We start from the raw sequence: 13,430 nt of genomic DNA, 5'->3' as shown, positions 1-13,430 counted from the left end.
GTCGCATGACGGTCCTTCCCCCGTGCGTCCTGGCCGCCGCGGCTTCGCCTGGGGAGCGTTGATGTCCAGCACGTGGAGTCGGACGTGGGTCGACACGGCGATCCGGCAACTGGTCACCGACCCGGACACGCCGGTCGCAGAGCCCGGGGTGCCGTGGCAGGAGGTCGTGCAGCTGCTGACCCGTCAGGTCCTGGCCGGTGATCGGACCGACGCATACCACGGCCTGCGGGGCACGGCCGCGCTCGACGACCTGCAGAAGCGGGAGTTCATCGAGTCGCTGAACGTGAACTACCTGTTCGGGCAAGGCCGGGAGTGGACCAACCACGGCGTCCTGCGCAGCTTCCGCTTCTGGTCGCACGACGAGAAGGTCCGGTACCTGCAGGGGGCGAACCGGATCATCGAGATGCTCGAGGGAGTCGGCGCGGGGGTGATGCTGGGGTTCGGCTCGGTGCTCGCGCACGTGCGCGACGGCGACTTCATCCCGCACGACGACGATCTCGATCTCATCGTGGCGTTCGACTCCGCCGAGGTGCCGTCGCTGACCGAGGCACTCGAGCTGACCTCGGCCGTCCTGCTCGACGCCGGGTGTGAGGTCTCCGGCGACCTGCCGACGCATCGCAAGGCCAGGTGGGGCGACGACCACCACGTCGACGTGTTCGTCGGGCTCATCGAGGGCGATCGGGTCTCGTGGTTCCCCAGCGCGCGCCGCGGTCTGGCGGTCGATCAGGTCCTGCCTGCCCAGGAGGTCGACTTCCTCGGCGTCAAGGTGAAGATGCCCGCCCGGCTCGAGGAGTACCTGCAGATCACGTACGGGCCGGACTGGGCCACGCCGATCAGCAACTGGAATCACCCGTGGAACCGGGCCGAGTACGCCGATCTGCTCGGTGAGGGGCCGCCGCCGCCATCGGTCGCCGCCACCGCTCAGCCGCGGCACCGACCCCGGTTGACCCACCCGGCCCAGCGGATCGTCAAGCGCGCCGAGGAGCTGTCCCTCGCCGAGCCGCAGGACTCCGGACGCGCCGTGAAGCAGCTGCGCCGACTGTCCGTCGACGAGTTCGCGGAGTTCATGTGGAGCCTGCCCGACCCGGCGCACCCGGGGCTGAGCCGACTCCTCCCGGCGATGGCCTCCCCGGCGGTGCAGCAGGGGTGGACCGGTGCGTCCGGTCAGGACCTCCTCCCCCAGGCGACCGCCTTCGTCCGCTCGGTCGAGACGGCCTACCTGCGACACACCGGCAAACGTCTCGAGGGCAGGACCATCCTCGACGTCGGCGTCGGCTACGGCCGAGACCTGCGGCTGATGTACCGCTACACGGATCCGTCCGCGCTGTGGGGAGTCGACGCCCGCCCCGCGGCGCTGGAGGCATGCCGGGAGAGCGGCGTGGCGGCACAGTTGCGCCAGTGCGACGAGGCACCGGACGTGATGCCGGTCGACGGCACGATGTTCGACCTGGCCTATTCGTTCTCCCTCTTCACCCACCTGCCCGTACCGAGTGCGCTCGCCGTGCTGGAGGCCACCCGCCAGGTGCTGAAGCCCGGCGGCATCTTCGTCATCACCGTGCGTCCGACCGACTTCTGGGCCCTGCGGGCGCCGCAGCGGGGCGCCGACCCGGCCGCGTTGCGTGCTGAGCACCGCGAGCACGGCATCGCCCACCTCCCCGAGGACGGAGACCCCGCCCCGTGGTCCGGCGACGCCACGGTGTCGCCGTTGTTCTTCAAGCGCCACGGCTGGAAGGTCGTGGGTCGCGACTGGAACGCGGTGGACCCCCACCAGATGATCCTCGTCCTGCAGGCGCAGCCCCAGGAGTCCCGCCCGGCCACGCCGGCGGACCCGCCGTCCGGCGGCGCGGGGATCGCACAGCGGGCGCGCCGGGCGCTGCGTCGGCGGATCGGCTGAGCCGGAGCAGAGGTGCCGGCGCGGGACATGCCGCGCCGCCCGGCTCGGGCGTCAGACGAAGGGGTTGCCGCGCTCGACGAGCAGGTTGTAGAGCGTCTGCTGAATCGTCTCGCGCACCTGGTCGGTGACGTTGAACAGCAGCATCGGGTCGTCGGCGGACTCGGGCGGGTACGCGTCGGTCCGGATCGGCTCACCGAACTCGATGATCCACTTGCTCGGCAGCGGGACGAGTCCCAGCGGGCCGAGCAACGGGAAGAACGGCGTGATCGGGATGTACGGCACGCCCAGCAGTCGCGCGAGCGAGGGGATGTTGCCGATCAGCGGGTAGATCTCCTCGGCACCGACGATCGAGACGGGGATGATCGGCACCTGGGCCCGCATGGCCGACGAGACGAAGCCGCCGCGGCCGAACCGCTGCAGCTTGTAGCGCTCGCTGAACGGCTTGCCGACGCCCTTGAAGCCCTCGGGCCACACCGCGGCGAGCTCGCCGGAGGTGAGCAGTCGCTCGGCGTCCTCGGCGCACGCGAGGGTGGCACCCATCTTGCGCGCGATCTGACCGACGTACGGCAGCCGGAAGACCAGGTCGGCGCCCAGGGGCCGGATCGGCCGCCCGGCGTACTTGCGCACCGCGTAGCCGGTGATGAGGCCGTCGACGGGCACGGTGCCGGAGTGGTTGGCCACGAGCAGCGCCCCACCGTCGGCGGGGATGTTCTCGATCCCGCGGACCTGGAGGCGGAACCAGCTCTCGGCCAGCGGCTCGACCAGGTGCGACAGCAGGTCGACGACCTCGGGATCCATCCCGAACTCATCGACCGAGTAGTCACCCGAGAGCCGACGACGCAGGCTGACGGCGATGTCGGTCATCGTCGCCTGCCAGTCGGTTCCGAGGAGACGGCGCGCTCCCTCGGCGAACGCGGCGGCGACGTCCTCGGGATCCAGATCGGCGGTCGCCTCGCGCGGAGGCTCCTGCTGGCCGGGTCCGTCGTCCTCGGGCACGGCGTGCAGATGGCGCTCGCGGGTCGAGGTCGTCGGCTCCTCGGCGGGCTCCGGCGCCACGGACTCGCGTACGCCGGACGGCTCGGTCGGCTGGACCGCCGCCGTCTGCTTCGTCGCCTTCTTCGCGGCCGTCTTCCGGGTCGCGGTGGTCTTCTTCGCGGCTGCGGTCTTCTTGGCCGCCGCAGTCTTCTTCGCGGCAGGCTTCTTCGGGGCCGCCTTCTTCGCGGCAGGCTTCCCGTCGTCCGCCGCCGCAGCAGCCTTCTTCGCCGAGGGCTTGCGCGCTGCCGACTTGCCTGCGGCGGGTCCGGCCAACGACCGGGCGGCGCGCGACGGCGACGTCGAGCCGTTGCCTCGACCGGCCGGACCGGACGTGCCGATCCCCTTCAGGTTGTCGTTCATCGCGTGATCCCCCATGCGTGCAACAGACCCGGGCGCGCCGTCTCGGCGTACCACTCGAAGGTCTCGCGCGTCGTGTGCCGGGGACTGTAGCCGAAGATCTCCCGCAACGCGGTGGTGTCCAGCACGCGGCCGTAGGTCAGCAGACGGTGGACGCCCGGGGACACGTCAGAGCCCATGAAGTGCACCATGCGGCGCAGGACCGAGCCGAAGCCCACCGGCGGGATCGGCAGCGTCGGCTTGCCCAGGAGGCGAGCCGCCTGCGTCAGCATCAGCACGCCGTCGCCCGCGACGTTGAACGTGCCGGGGTGGTCCTCCAGCGCGGCGCGGGAGATCACCTCGAACGCGTCATCGGGATGCAACAGCTGCAGACGGGCGTCGAAGCCCATCGGCACCGGCAGGACCGGGTTCGAGAAGTAGGTGCCCAGGACCGTCGGGAAGTGCGGAGAGAGCCACTGCGCCATACGCAGGGTCGTCACACACACGTCGGGACGCCGCCGAGCGAAGCCGCGGGTGTACCCCTCGACCTCGACGATGTCCTTGGCGAAGCCCGACTTCGTGCCGCCGCGGGCCGTCGCGGACTCGGTGAACACCGCCGGGTCGCGCGGCGACGCGCCATAGACGGCGGCGCTGCTGGCCAGAACGACGCGGCGGACCGTGTCGGCCCGCTGGCACGCCGCCAGCACCTGCATCGTGCCGATGACATTGATCTCCTTGGTGGCGCTTCCGCCACCGCGCGAGCGCATCGGCGCCAGATCCATGTGGACCACGGTGTCGATGTCCTCGACGGCGAGAACCTTGGAGATGACCGGCGTGCGGATGTCCGCACGCACGAATTTGACTGACCCGAGATCGTCGGTGGGCAAGGTCGTGTCGACTGCTACGACCCTGACGTCACCCGCTTCAGCGATGCGCCGCGCGGCGCGAGCCACGCCGGGCGTGGCCGCGCCCGTGACGAGGACGACCCCGGACATCGGTCACTTGCCCAGACGGCGACGCTGGACGCGAGTGCGCTTCAGCATCTTGCGGTGCTTCTTCTTCGACATCCGCTTACGGCGCTTCTTGATGACAGAACCCACGACTCACCTCAATCTGATCTTTCACACACAGGACAGACCAAACACTAGGCGATCGCATCCACCTGGCGCACACGCGGTGGCGTAGGCACGACTGTCGCCCCGGCGGTCCGCCCCCCTGCGAACCGCCGGACGCGTCAGCCGGCTTGGTAGAACGACTTGCTCAGCAGTTCCTCGACCGCGTGCTCGGGCACACGGAAGGAACGGCCCACACGCACGGCTTCGAGTTCGCCGGAATGCACGAGTCGGTACACCGTCATCTTCGAGACACGGATCTGGTCCGCGACCTCGGCAACGGTCATGAAACGGGTTCCCTCAGACATCTCCACACCATCCTCCCAGGGGCACGCGCGCTCTCCGGCTTCCCCACCGGAGAGTGAGCGCGCGTGCTTGTTGTGAAGACTAGTGGCAGATGAGTCCGGTGGGAACACATTATTTGAAACTCGTCGATGCCCGGCGTACCTTACGCCTATCCCGGCCGCCTTTTGTACCGCCTGCGTACACTGAAACACCCAGTTACACCGGGAAATTACCTCAATACGAGGGATCAAGGCCATTCAGAGGAAAAGTTTCCGTCCGGGTCGCCTGGATCGAGCGATCGAGCCACGACGCGGGGTCGTAGCCCTCCTCCCAGGGGCGGTAGAGCGCCCGGCGACCGTCAGTCATCCGGGTCGGCGCAGGCTGGCCGCGCAGCTCCTCGACGGCCCGGCGCCAGCGCTCCGGGGTCTCGGTCTCGGGCGGGAGAGGATTCCCGCTGACGATCGCCAGCAGGTGGCCCCAGGCGCGCGGCACCACGTCCACGACCGCGTAGCCGCCACCACCGGTGGCCAGCCACTTGCCCTCGGTGACCTCCTCGGCCAGGTCGCGCACCGCGAGGTAGGAGGCCCGCTGCCCGTCGACGCTGAGCATCAGGTTCGTCAGCGGATCGTCCATGTGCGAGTCGCAGCCGTGCTGGCTGACGATGACCTCGGGGCCGAACTCGCGCACGATCGCCGGCACGACCGCGTGGAACGCGCGCAGCCAGCCCGCATCCGAGGTGCCCGGCGGCAGCGGCACGTTGACGGCCGATCCCTCGGCTCCCTCGGCACCGATCTCGGTCGAGTAGCCGGTGCCCGGGAAGAGCGTCTTCGGCGACTCGTGCAAGGAGATCGTCAGCACCCGGGGGTCGTGGTAGAAGATCGCCTGCACGCCGTCGCCGTGATGGGCGTCGACGTCGATGTAGACGATCTTCTGGGCGCCGTGGTCGAGCATCCACTTAATGCCCATCGCGACGTCGTTGTAGACGCAGAAGCCACTGGCCCGCCCGGGCATGGCGTGGTGCAGGCCGCCGCTGACGTTGATCGCCCGCTTGCGCTCGCCGGTCCAGACCAGGCGGGCCGCCTCGAGGCTGGCGCCGGCGATCAGCGCACTGGCGTCGTGCATGCCGCGGAAGACCGGGTTGTCCTCGGTGCCCAGGCCGTGCGCGGAGTCGGTGTGCGTCGGGTGCTTGCTCAGGTTCACGACCCGTTCGACGTAGTCGTGCGTGTGGACGCTCAGCAGCTCCTGCTCGGTGGCCTGGCGGGCACCCACCACGTCGAGGCCCTCGAGGACGCCCAGCTCGTCGGCCAGAGCCATCGTCAGCTTGACCCGCACCGGCGCCATCGGGTGCGAGGGCCCGAAGTCGTACTCGGTCAGGCGTTCGTCGAACACCACGACGGCGCGATCTTCCATGGCGTCAGCCTAGTTCCGCGGAGCGGGCGGCGGCGGCGCGAACGCCGGCACGGATCCCCTCGCCCACGCCTTGGTCGTCGAAGGTGGTGATCGCGGCGTGCGTCGTGCCGTTCGGCGAGGTCACCCGGCGCCGCAGCTCGGCCGGCTGGTCGTCGGATCCCGCGAGGAGCTCCGCCGAGCCCAGGAGGGTCTGGACGGTCAGGGTGCGGGCCGCCTCCGGATCCAGGCCGGCGTCGATCCCGGCGGCGATCATCTGCTCGGCCAGGTAGAAGACGTAGGCGGGCCCCGAGCCCGACACGGCCGTCACGGCGTCCTGGCGCGACTCGTCGACGACGACGACCTCGCCACCCGCGCCGAGCAGGTCGACGACGGTGTCGAGGCGTTCGCTCGAGACCCGGTTCCCCGGCGAGACCCCGAACATCCCGCGGCCGATGACGGCGGGCGTGTTCGGCATGGCGCGCACGACCGCCACCGTGTCCGGCAGGACGTCCTCGATGGTGGCCGTCCGCACGCCGGCGGCCAGGGAGACCACGGTCGCGTCCGGATCGAGGTCGCTCGCGAGTGCCGGGAGCACCGCTGCGACGTCCTGGGGCTTGACCACCAGTAGGACCACCTGGGCGCCCGCCACGGCCTCGATGTCGGCGGCCGTGGAGCGGCCCTGCGCCTCGAGCTCGGCGCGGCGTTCCGGGCTGCGCTCGATCACCACGATGTCGTCGTGACCGGCACGCGCCATCGCCTCGACCAACGTGCCACCCATGACGCCGCCACCGACGACCGCGATCCTCATGGGGCTGAGCCTAGTTCCCGACGGCGTCATCGTGGCCGCGACCCGAGATTGCGTGCCGTCAGGCACTCACCGGGCGATGCCGAGCACGGCCAGCGCCTCGTCGACCGAGTCGACGATGCGGCACAGCTCGTGGTCCTCCTCGCTGATGAACCCCTCGGTCACGCCGTGGGCGACGAGGTCGCGCAGCGGCCCGAAGTACCCGTCGATGTCGACCACGACGATCGGCTTGTCGTGGATGCCCAACTGGCGCCACGTCAAGATCTCGAAGAACTCCTCGTAGGTGCCGAGTCCGCCGGGCAGGACGACGAACGCGTCCGACAGCTCGTGCATCAGGGCCTTGCGCTCGTGCATGGTGTCGACGACGTGCAGGTCAGGCTCGCCGGGGCGGCCTCCCTCGCGCTCCAGCAGCGACTTCGGGATCACACCGATGGCGCGGCCGTTCGCGGCCTTCGCCGCCCGCGAGGCGGCGCCCATGATGCCGATGCTGCCGCCGCCGAACACGAGGTTCACCCCGGCCTCGGCCAGGCCGGCGCCGAACTCCTGCGCCGCCCGGACGTACTCGGGCCTGGCTCCGTCGCGCGCACCGCAGAAGAGGCACACCGCGCGGACTGCTCTCTCGCTCATGGGGCTCACGGTGTCAGTCTGCCGGGAAGGACCCGTCGGCGCGCCGGAACCGGCGCGTGATGCCCGGCACGGCGGGCCTATCGTGGCCGCGTGCGCATCGACCCCTTCGTCGTGATGATCCTCGGCCTCGCAGGGCTCGGGATCGTGCTCCCCGCCCAGGGCACCGCACTCGAGGTCGTCTCGGTCCTGGTCCAGGTCGGGATCGTCGCGCTGTTCTTCCTCTACGGCGCCCGCCTGTCGACCGGCGAGGTCCTGCACGGGGTCAAGGCATGGCGTGTCCACGGGGTCATCGTCGTCTCGACGTTCGTCATGTTCCCGCTGCTGGGCCTGGCCCTGTCCCCCCTGGCGCCGGCGCTGATCTCGCAGCAACTGCTGGCGGCACTGGTGTTCGTGTGCCTGGTCCCGTCCACGGTGCAGTCCTCGGTGGCGTTCACGTCCATCGCCGGCGGGGACCGGGCGATCGCCGTCGTCGCGGCCTCGGTGTCGAGCCTGCTGGGCGTGTTCCTGACTCCCCTGCTGGTGGCGCTGATGCTGGGCGGTGACGTTCGCGTCGACGCCCAGGCCGTCCTGCGGATCATCGGCCTGTTGCTGCTGCCGTTCCTGGCCGGGCAGGTGGCCCGGCGATGGCTGCGCCCGTGGCTCCTGCGACACGACGTGGGCCTGCGTCGCTTCGACCGGTCGACCGTCCTGCTCGTGGTCTACGCCGGCTTCAGCCGCGGCACGAACGCGGACGTGTGGCAGGTGCTGGACTGGGGTGACGGCGTCGTCGTGGCGGCCGTCTGCGTCGGACTGCTCGCGGTCTCCTCGGCGGTGTGCTGGCTCGCCGGCCGGCGCTTCGGGCGCGGGGCGCAGGTGGCCGTCTACTTCTGCGGCACCAACAAGTCACTGGCCGCCGGTCTGCCGATGGCGAGCGTGCTGTTCTCCGCGACCACGTTCCCGCTGATGATCCTGCCGCTGATGGTCTACCACCAACTGCAGCTGATCGTCGGGTCCGTCATCGCCACCAGACTGTCCGGGCACGGCCGTAGCGTGCAGGCATGACGATCACTCCGGCGATGATCACGTGCGACACGACCGACGCCACGGCGTTGGCCACCTGGTGGGCCGAGCAGACCGGCGGCACCGTCACCGAGGAGAACGACGGCTGGTACGTCATCGTGGCGGTCCCCGGCGGACCCACCCTGGCCTTCCAGAAGGTCGAGGAGCCGACACCGGGCAAGAACCGGCTGCACCTGGACGTCGTCACCGACGACCTCGCGGCCGAGGTCGAGCGGCTGCGCGCCGCGGGAGCCGGGCTCGTGGCCGAGCGTGGCGACGACAGCTTCCGCTGGGTCACGATGACCGATCCCGCGGGCAACGAGTTCTGCGTCGCGCCGCGCCACTGAGCCGGCCCGGCCGCAGTCCGCTCAGACGGGTGTCGGCGCGAGGTGCAGCCGAGCGAAGGCCAACGCCTCCAGCAGGTCGGCGTCGCGGTCCTCGGCCTTGCGGGTGTTGACCTCGACCACGACGTGGCCGGTGAAGCCCTGGTCGGCCAGCCGGCCCAGGATTCGGTCGCACCCCTGCGCGCCGCGACCGGGGATGAGGTGCTCGTCCTTCATCGACCCCGACCCGTCGGTCAGGTGGATGTGGGCCAGCCGATCGCCCAGGTCCTCGATGAGCTGCAGCGAGTCGATCCGGGCCGTGGCGCTGTGGGAGAAGTCGACGGTCACGTTCTCGTAGTCGAAGGGCACCGGGTCCCAGCCCGGCGCGTAGGCCTGGAACTCACGCTTGCCCGACCGCCACGGGTACATGTTCTCGACGGCGAAGGCGACGTCGTACTCGTCCTCGAGCCGGGCGATGCCCTCGACGAACCCGCGGGCGTACTCGCGCTGCCACCGGAACGGCGGGTGCACGACCACGGTGTCCGCACCGACGTCCAGTGCCATCTCGGCGCTGCGGTGCAGCTTGCCCCACGGATCGGTGCCCCACACGCGCTGCGTCACGAGCAGGCAGGGGGCGTGGATCGAGACGATCGGGATGTCGTGGGCCTGGGCCAACGCCTTGACCGCGGTGGTGTCGGCGCTGACCTCGTCGAGGCCGACCATCACCTCGACCCCGTCGTAGCCCAGGCGGGCGGCCGCCTCGAAGCCCGCCGCCGTGCCGTCGGGATAGACCGACGACGTCGACAGCGAGACCATCGGATGACTCGAGCGTTGGCTCACGACACCCAGCCTAGAACGAGGCCGGTCACAGGTGGTCCAGGTACTCGATCAGCACGCCCTCACGCAGCGCCCAGGGGCAGATCTCGAGCTCCTCGATGCCGAACAGCTCCATCGTCGCCTCAGCCACCATCGCCCCGGCGCGCATCTGGTGCGCGCGCGTCGCCGAGACGCCGGGCATGGCCGCGACCTCCTCGTCCGAGGCTCCGCGCAGCTGGCGGCACAGCGTCACGAGGTCGCGGTGCGCGAGCCGGCGACGGACGTACGGGCCCCCGCTGTAGGGCGCCGCGCCGCACATGCGCGCCAGCGAGCGGAACGTCTTGCTCGTCGCCACGGCGTGGTCGAAGCCACCCCCGCGCAGCAGGCCCCCGGCGACCGCCCCGATCTCGCGGCGCACCTCACGGCGCAGGTCGTCGTACTCCAGGCCGCGGTCGAGCCACTCACGGGTGAGCCGGCCGGCGCCCAACGGCAGCGACACCGCGGTGTCGGGCGTCTCGTCCGAGCCGACGGCCAGCTCGAGCGAGCCGCCGCCGATGTCGAAGACCCCGAGCCGGCCGGACGACCAGCCGAACCAGCGGCGCACCGCCAGGAACGTCAACCGGGCCTCGTCCTCGCCGGGCAGGATCTGCAACCGGATGCCGCTCGTCCGGGCCACCCGCTCGATGATCTCCTCGGCGTTGCCCGCGTCGCGCACGGCGGAGGTGGCGAAGGCCAGCACCCGCTCGGCGCCCTTGTCCTCCGCCTGGGAGCCGGCCTCGACCACGTACTTGACCAGCCGGTCGATGCCCGCGTCGGTCAGGTGGCCGTCGCCGTCGAGGTTCTCGGCCAGGCGCAGCGGCTCACTGAAGGAGTGAGCCGGCAGGGGCGGGCCGCCGCGGAAGGCGTCGACGATGAGCAGATGGCCGGTGTTGGAGCCGATGTCGAGGACGCCGATGCGCATGGGCGACAGTCTGACACCGGGAGCCCTCACCCCGCAGCGGAGCGGTGCACGGCGTCCAGCACCCCGGTGCGGGCGATCTCGCGGTGGAGCGGTGCCGCCAGCGTCCCGGCGTAGGTCGCCGAGACGTGGTTGTAGTCACGGAAGACGTTCACGCCGCCGATGACCGCCGGGCAGACGTCCTCGCGACAGAAGAAGGGCCAGGTGTCCACGAAGTGCGCCCCGTCGACGCGGGCCGCCGCAGGCTCGAACGGATCGAAGTCGGGCACGATGTCGTCCCGCGCGACGTCGCACCGTGCCCAGTCGTCGGGCTCGGTGCCGCTCAGGCACTCCAGGGTGTCACCGGGCAGCCGCGGGTTGTCGCGCAGCGCCACGATCGGCACCCCGGCCCGCACGGCCGGCTCCCAGGCCTCGACGAGCCCGCGGACCTGGGCGGACTCCGACCCCTTCATCCGGCCGGCGTACGCCGTGGTGACGATGACGTCGTACTCGTCGACATGCTGTTCCAGCCAGGTCGTCAGCTTGGCCCGCCACTGGTCGCACAGCGGGCCCCGGAGGGGGTCCTTGCTGTCGCGCACCGGCAGCGTGGACCACGCGCAACTGGCCTTGGCCGCGGCGGTGACCTCCATGACGCCGTGCTCGGCCAGGCGGCGGAACGCCCCCAGCAGGACGCGCGCGTGCGAGTCGCCCAGGACCAGGACCCGCGGCCCCTGCGCAGGTCCGCCGAGGTCACACAGGTTGAGGTTCGCGTCGTCGGGCCGCGACCAGCAGTCGAGGTACGCCTCGAAGTCGGCCCCGGCGCGGTCCAACGGCGGGTGCAGGACGCCCTCGAGCTCGCCGTTGCGGCAGTCGCGGCCCTCGGCCCGGGCCGCCATGGTCAGGGCACCGAAGCACTCGGGCAGGTCGGCCGTCAGCAGCGCCTCGGTCCGGGCGGCGTCCGTCTCGATGGCGTCGAGCCGCTCGGATCCGGGCACCGTCACCAGGACCGCCGCCAGGAGGCAGGCAGCCGCCAGGGCCGCCCACGCGACGCCGTGCCGGACGACCGACCTCACGCCCGCGACGAGCGCCCACGTCAGCAGCGCCACCACCCCCACCACCACGAGCAGGCCGGCCCGGTCGCGCAGACCGAGGTCGCGGTCCGCAGCCTCGGGCGCCAGGCTCAGGGCCGGCCACGCCCAGCAGAACCCGGCCCAGGCGAGCCAGGCGAACCACGTGGCCGTGCGTCCGCGCAGGAGCCCACCCGGTGACGTGGAGGATCGGGCGGTCGCCACGAGGACGACGCCTGCCGCCACTCCGGCGAGCACCTCGAGCCTCGGCACGGGTCCCACCAGGGCGACCGCGCCCAGTCCCAGCGCGCCGAGCCAACCCGCCGCAGCGGCGACCGGTCCGCTCGGGAGCGGCCACCTTCCCGCGAGCAGGGCGACGAGGACGCCACAGCCGACCGGCCAGAACCTCGCGGCGGCGAGGTCGTCGCCACCGACGACCCACCAGCCGAACGACGCCGCCGTCAGGACCGCCACGAGGGCCAGGCCCGCCCGGGTCCTCCAGCGGCTCACGAGGGGACGCAGGAGCAGCAGGAGCACGGCGGACTGCGCCAGCAGCGCGATGATCCAGAATCCGGCGACGGGCGACGCCTCGTCGATCGGTCCGAGGTTGACGATCCCGATCGCGGCATCGCGCACGTCGCGCAGGGGTCCGGCCCACTCGCGCAGGTCGACGAGGCGCTGGACGGCGATCCCGGTGGCCACGAGGACGAGCAGGGGCGGCACCGCGAGCCGCGCGCCGGTCGCGACGACGGCACCGAGGGGGCGGTCGCGCTCCACCAACAGCAGTTGCGCCATCAGCGCACCGGCCGCGACCAGCAGGACCTCGGCGCCGGCCGAGGCACCGGGCAGCCGGCCGGGCCAGTACGCGCCCAGGACCAGCAGCACCATCGCAGCGCCTGCGATGGTGCACCAGCTCGTCGTGATCCGTCCCCACCCCGTCACGGTCGTCAACCCTAGGTGCCTCGGGGGTGGTGTCCTAACCTGTGTCCCGTGGCCGAGGTCGACCTGGGATTCCCGCGCTCCTTCGTGGAGTTCGCGAACCCCGACGATCCCACCGAGGTCTTCCGGTGCGACCTGACCTGGCTGACCTCGCGCTGGACCTGCATCTTCGGCGCCGGCTGCCCGGGCATCTACGCCTCGGCCCCCGACTCGGGATGCTGCACCCTGGGCGCCCACTTCAGCGACGCGGAGGACCACGACCGGGTCGCGGCGTTCGTCGAGGAGCTCGATCCCACCGAGTGGGAGCTTCACGACGTCGGCCGCCGCGACGGCTGGACCGAGCGCGACGCCGACGGCGAGCTGAAGACGCGTGTCGCCGACGGCGCCTGCATCTTCCACAACTCGCGCGACTTCCCCGGCGGCTACGGCTGCGCCCTGCACGCCCACGCGTTGGCGACCGGTCTCGAACCCCACACGACGAAGCCCGACGTGTGCTGGCAGCTACCGCTGCGACGTGAGTTCCGCGAGGTCGATCCCGGCGACGGATCGACCTACACCGAGGTCAGTATCGGCGAGTACACGCGCGCCGGCTGGGGGCCCGGCGGAGCCGATCTGGACTGGTACTGCTCGTCGAACACCGACGCCCACGTCGCCGCCGACCCGGTCTACGTCGGCAACCGCGCCGAGCTGACGGCGCTCATGGGCGAGGCCGGCTATCTCGAGCTGGTCCGGCACTGCGATCGGTTCGTCGCCGCCGGGCGGCCCGTGCCCCACCCGGCAGACCGAAGGTGACCCTGAGGTTCCGGCCGAACCGGTGACGGGCAACA

14 protein-coding genes are annotated in these 13,430 nt (G+C 71.4%); 4 read left to right on the top strand and 10 right to left on the bottom strand.

Going from position 1 to position 13,430, the window contains the following annotated elements:
• The first annotated feature begins 61 nt into the window (after nucleotides 1–61).
• The gene (locus tag H9L21_RS01880) at nucleotides 62–1,894 is read left to right on the top strand and encodes a class I SAM-dependent methyltransferase (protein WP_154595909.1); all 1,833 of its coding nucleotides are present in this window, start codon (nucleotides 62–64) and stop codon (nucleotides 1,892–1,894) included.
• A 51-nt stretch (nucleotides 1,895–1,945) separates the two neighbouring features.
• Here the strand turns inward: H9L21_RS01880 and H9L21_RS01875 are convergent, their stop codons facing one another.
• The 7 genes from H9L21_RS01875 to H9L21_RS01845 all read right to left on the bottom strand — a co-directional run bounded on the left by H9L21_RS01875 (nucleotide 1,946) and on the right by H9L21_RS01845 (nucleotide 7,483).
• Nucleotides 1,946–3,289, bottom strand: a complete 1,344-nt coding sequence (locus H9L21_RS01875; protein WP_154595910.1) for a lysophospholipid acyltransferase family protein — start codon at nucleotides 3,287–3,289, stop codon at nucleotides 1,946–1,948.
• Complete coding sequence (locus tag H9L21_RS01870) at nucleotides 3,286–4,260, bottom strand: NAD-dependent epimerase/dehydratase family protein (RefSeq protein WP_154595911.1); 975 nt, start codon at nucleotides 4,258–4,260, stop codon at nucleotides 3,286–3,288. The genes H9L21_RS01875 and H9L21_RS01870 overlap by 4 nt, the downstream gene beginning before the upstream one ends.
• A 3-nt stretch (nucleotides 4,261–4,263) precedes the next feature.
• Nucleotides 4,264–4,365, bottom strand: coding sequence for a 30S ribosomal protein bS22 (locus H9L21_RS01865; protein ID WP_019143756.1), 102 nt, complete (start codon nucleotides 4,363–4,365; stop codon nucleotides 4,264–4,266).
• Between the two features lie 134 nt (nucleotides 4,366–4,499).
• On the bottom strand, nucleotides 4,500–4,685 hold the full coding sequence (locus H9L21_RS01860) for a helix-turn-helix domain-containing protein (protein WP_154595912.1): 186 nt from the start codon (nucleotides 4,683–4,685) through the stop codon (nucleotides 4,500–4,502).
• Nucleotides 4,686–4,896: 211 nt separating this feature from the next.
• Complete coding sequence (locus tag H9L21_RS01855) at nucleotides 4,897–6,072, bottom strand: acetoin utilization protein AcuC (RefSeq protein ID WP_154595913.1); 1,176 nt, start codon at nucleotides 6,070–6,072, stop codon at nucleotides 4,897–4,899.
• Nucleotides 6,073–6,076: 4 nt separating this feature from the next.
• Nucleotides 6,077–6,859: a pyrroline-5-carboxylate reductase gene (proC, locus tag H9L21_RS01850; RefSeq protein ID WP_222865824.1), complete on the bottom strand. Its 783-nt coding sequence runs from the start codon at nucleotides 6,857–6,859 to the stop codon at nucleotides 6,077–6,079.
• A 66-nt stretch (nucleotides 6,860–6,925) separates the two neighbouring features.
• A complete protein-coding gene (locus tag H9L21_RS01845) occupies nucleotides 6,926–7,483 on the bottom strand; it encodes an LOG family protein (protein ID WP_154595914.1) in 558 nt (185 codons plus the stop codon).
• A 90-nt stretch (nucleotides 7,484–7,573) separates the two neighbouring features.
• Here H9L21_RS01845 and H9L21_RS01840 point away from each other — a divergent pair, with 90 nt between their 5' ends.
• Both H9L21_RS01840 and H9L21_RS01835 read left to right on the top strand, forming a co-directional pair.
• Nucleotides 7,574–8,524, top strand: a complete 951-nt coding sequence (locus H9L21_RS01840; protein WP_222865823.1) for a bile acid:sodium symporter family protein — start codon at nucleotides 7,574–7,576, stop codon at nucleotides 8,522–8,524.
• Nucleotides 8,521–8,868 (top strand): VOC family protein, encoded by a 348-nt coding sequence (locus tag H9L21_RS01835; RefSeq protein ID WP_154595915.1) that lies wholly within the window; start codon nucleotides 8,521–8,523, stop codon nucleotides 8,866–8,868. The genes H9L21_RS01840 and H9L21_RS01835 overlap by 4 nt, the downstream gene beginning before the upstream one ends.
• 21 nt (nucleotides 8,869–8,889) lie before the next feature.
• Here the strand turns inward: H9L21_RS01835 and H9L21_RS01830 are convergent, their stop codons facing one another.
• The 3 genes from H9L21_RS01830 to H9L21_RS01820 are packed head-to-tail and all read right to left on the bottom strand — an operon-like array spanning nucleotide 8,890 to nucleotide 12,552.
• The gene (locus H9L21_RS01830; protein ID WP_308209243.1) at nucleotides 8,890–9,684 is read right to left on the bottom strand and encodes a sugar phosphate isomerase/epimerase family protein; all 795 of its coding nucleotides are present in this window, start codon (nucleotides 9,682–9,684) and stop codon (nucleotides 8,890–8,892) included.
• 25 nt (nucleotides 9,685–9,709) lie between these two features.
• Entirely contained in the window at nucleotides 9,710–10,621 is a 912-nt protein-coding gene (locus tag H9L21_RS01825; protein WP_154595916.1) for a Ppx/GppA phosphatase family protein, read from the bottom strand.
• A gap of 26 nt (nucleotides 10,622–10,647) precedes the next feature.
• Nucleotides 10,648–12,552 (bottom strand): SGNH hydrolase domain-containing protein, encoded by a 1,905-nt coding sequence (locus H9L21_RS01820; RefSeq protein ID WP_154595917.1) that lies wholly within the window; start codon nucleotides 12,550–12,552, stop codon nucleotides 10,648–10,650.
• 102 nt (nucleotides 12,553–12,654) lie between these two features.
• Here H9L21_RS01820 and H9L21_RS01815 point away from each other — a divergent pair, with 102 nt between their 5' ends.
• On the top strand, nucleotides 12,655–13,395 hold the full coding sequence (locus H9L21_RS01815; RefSeq protein WP_187411701.1) for a DUF3109 family protein: 741 nt from the start codon (nucleotides 12,655–12,657) through the stop codon (nucleotides 13,393–13,395).
• The last annotated feature ends 35 nt before the right edge of the window (nucleotides 13,396–13,430 follow it).

The sequence above is a fragment of the Aeromicrobium senzhongii genome, assembly GCF_014334735.1.
GTDB lineage: Bacteria > Actinomycetota > Actinomycetes > Propionibacteriales > Nocardioidaceae > Aeromicrobium > Aeromicrobium senzhongii.
This window is presented reverse-complemented; position numbering and strand designations above follow the sequence as displayed.